General features: G+C 70.5%; 3 protein-coding genes. All 3 read right to left on the reverse strand.

All coding sequences use genetic code 11. From position 1 onward, the window contains the following. On the reverse strand, positions 1 to 1,052 hold a 1,052-nt coding region (locus AB1609_22205), incomplete at its 3' end, for an MBL fold metallo-hydrolase (GenBank protein ID MEW6049147.1). Between the two features lie 119 nt (positions 1,053 to 1,171). Next, a complete protein-coding gene (locus AB1609_22210; GenBank protein MEW6049148.1) occupies positions 1,172 to 1,606 on the reverse strand; it encodes a GTP pyrophosphokinase in 435 nt (144 codons plus the stop codon). 46 nt (positions 1,607 to 1,652) lie between these two features. Continuing rightward, positions 1,653 to 2,104 (reverse strand): nucleotidyltransferase domain-containing protein (locus AB1609_22215; GenBank protein ID MEW6049149.1); only part of this gene is annotated, 452 nt, incomplete at its 5' end.

The raw sequence follows: 2,104 nt of genomic DNA on the forward strand, positions 1-2,104 counted from the left end.
CCGCCAGAGGGAGCCGGGGCGACCCCGCCAGGCCCTGCAGGCGCCTGGTACTCCCACGGCTTCTTGTCGAAGGAGTACGTCTTGCCGTCCGTGGTCAGCACCACGGTGCCCTGCAGGTCCGTGCGGTTGGTGCGGACGCCGGCGTCCGCCAGCCTCTTGAGGGCCTCCTGGGACGGGTGCCCGTAAGGGTTATCGCCCACGCAGATGACGGCATCACCCGGCTTGACTGCCCTCAGGAAGGCCGATGTGGTGGAACTCTTTGAGCCGTGGTGGGCAACCTTGAGCACCTGGGCGGCCGTGGCGATTTTCGCCTCGTAGTCGCCCGGCAGGTCCCCGGTGAGGAGTATCCTGACGTCCCCCGCCGTGACCAGCAAGACCACGGAGCAGGCGTTGAGGTCTTCCTCGGGAGGCGGCTCCCCGGGCCACAGCACCCGCAGGGCGAGGTCGCCCAGGCGGTAAACCTGGCCCGCCCGACCGGCCACGTACCTGATCCCCTTCTCCTTGATCGTGAGCAGGTACGTTTCAAACGTCCTGGTGGTGTGCGGCACGGCGCTGTCGATGACGGTCCCCACCGGGAAGGTCTCCAGCACCCGGATGAGGCCGCCCACGTGGTCCTCGTGGGGGTGGGTGCCGACCACGTAGGCCAGCTCCTTCACCCCCCGGTCCTTCAGGTAGCGGACGACCCCGGGACCGGCGTCGCGCGGGCCGCCGTCCACCACCACGGACTCGCCGGAAGCGGTCTGGATGAGCACGCTGTCGCCCTGGCCAACGGCGAGGAAGTGAACGGAAACGGGAAAAGTCTTGCCCGCAGGCGGCGGCGGCGCGGCAGGCCCCGCGCCGGGTGCGGGCTGAGCCGGCTGCTGGGGAGCAGGGCCGGCCGTCTGCGAGGGTTGAGCGGGCTGTCCCGGGGACGCGGACGGCGCGGTCTGCGACGGCGGCGGCTGGGCCGCTTCCTGCCGGGGCGCCGAGCACGAGGCCAGGGCAACACCCATGACCAGGAGCCAGACGGCCAGCAGCCACGCCAGACGCCTGCCGCACCAGGAGCGAGACACGGCCGGTCCCCCCTTCGTTGCTAACAAGTGATCCATCGGACCCCCACCGCCACGATAGTATCCAAGGTCAGCCTACACCTTACAGTCCGACATTTGGTGACGGACCTGGGGCTCGGAGGTCAGCATTCCAACTGCTGCAGCGCCGACCGGTACTTCTCCCACAGCTGCCGGTCGTCTTCCGACGGCTCCGGGATGCGAGACTCGTCCAGGTTGTCCCGCAGGTCGGCCAGCTTCACCCGCAGCGCCAGGCGATTGGCCTTCACGCGCACCAGGTAGTCATCATAGGTCTCCCCGGCCCGCCGGGTGAGGGCGTCAAGTGCCTCGACCACGTCGGCCGGGAAGCCGGCACGCCTCAACTGCTCCAGCGTGGCGCCGCCGTCCTCCACGACGTCGTGCAGCACCCCGGCCATGACCTCCAGGGGATCGCGGAACGAAAGCCCGACGCGCAGGGAATGGAGTATGTACGGCGCGCCGGCCCGGTCCTTCTGGCCCCGGTGCGCCCCCACCGCCAGCACTATGGCGGACTCGAGGAGCGCCTGGACGCGTTCGCACACCGCTGCCCTCCCCCTTCCGAACCGAGCCGCCCCGCACCGGGGCGGCTCAAAGCTCGATCACGTCGCCCGCGCGGAAGTCCGGCTTGAGGTCCCAGTACGCCACGTCCCCAAGTCGCCGGCGTTCGGCCCCCAGGGACCGCAGCCGCTCGCGCAGCCGCGCCAGCACGAAGGCGAAAAAGCCATCCCGGTCGTAAAGCAGGACGGCATCCTCCACCATGTCCAGGTACAGCCGCTGAAAGCAGGCGGCCTCCGCCTCGGTGCGGAGGACCACGGTGAACCCGGCGCAGAGCCCTTGCTCCCACAGCGACCGCAGCGCCGGTTCCAGCCGTTCTTCCACCGGCTCCACCAGGCGCCGCCGCCTGAACGCGCCGGCGGGCAGCTCCCGGCAGACCACGAGCAGGTCGACGTCCGAGCCGGGGCCCGCTTCGCCCCGGGCCACCGAGCCGAACAGCACGACCGAAGTGAGGTTGTCCCCCAGCACCTCCCGGGCGGCCAGGG

Source organism: Bacillota bacterium (assembly GCA_040754675.1).
Taxonomy (GTDB): Bacteria; Bacillota; Limnochordia; order Limnochordales; family Geochordaceae; genus Geochorda.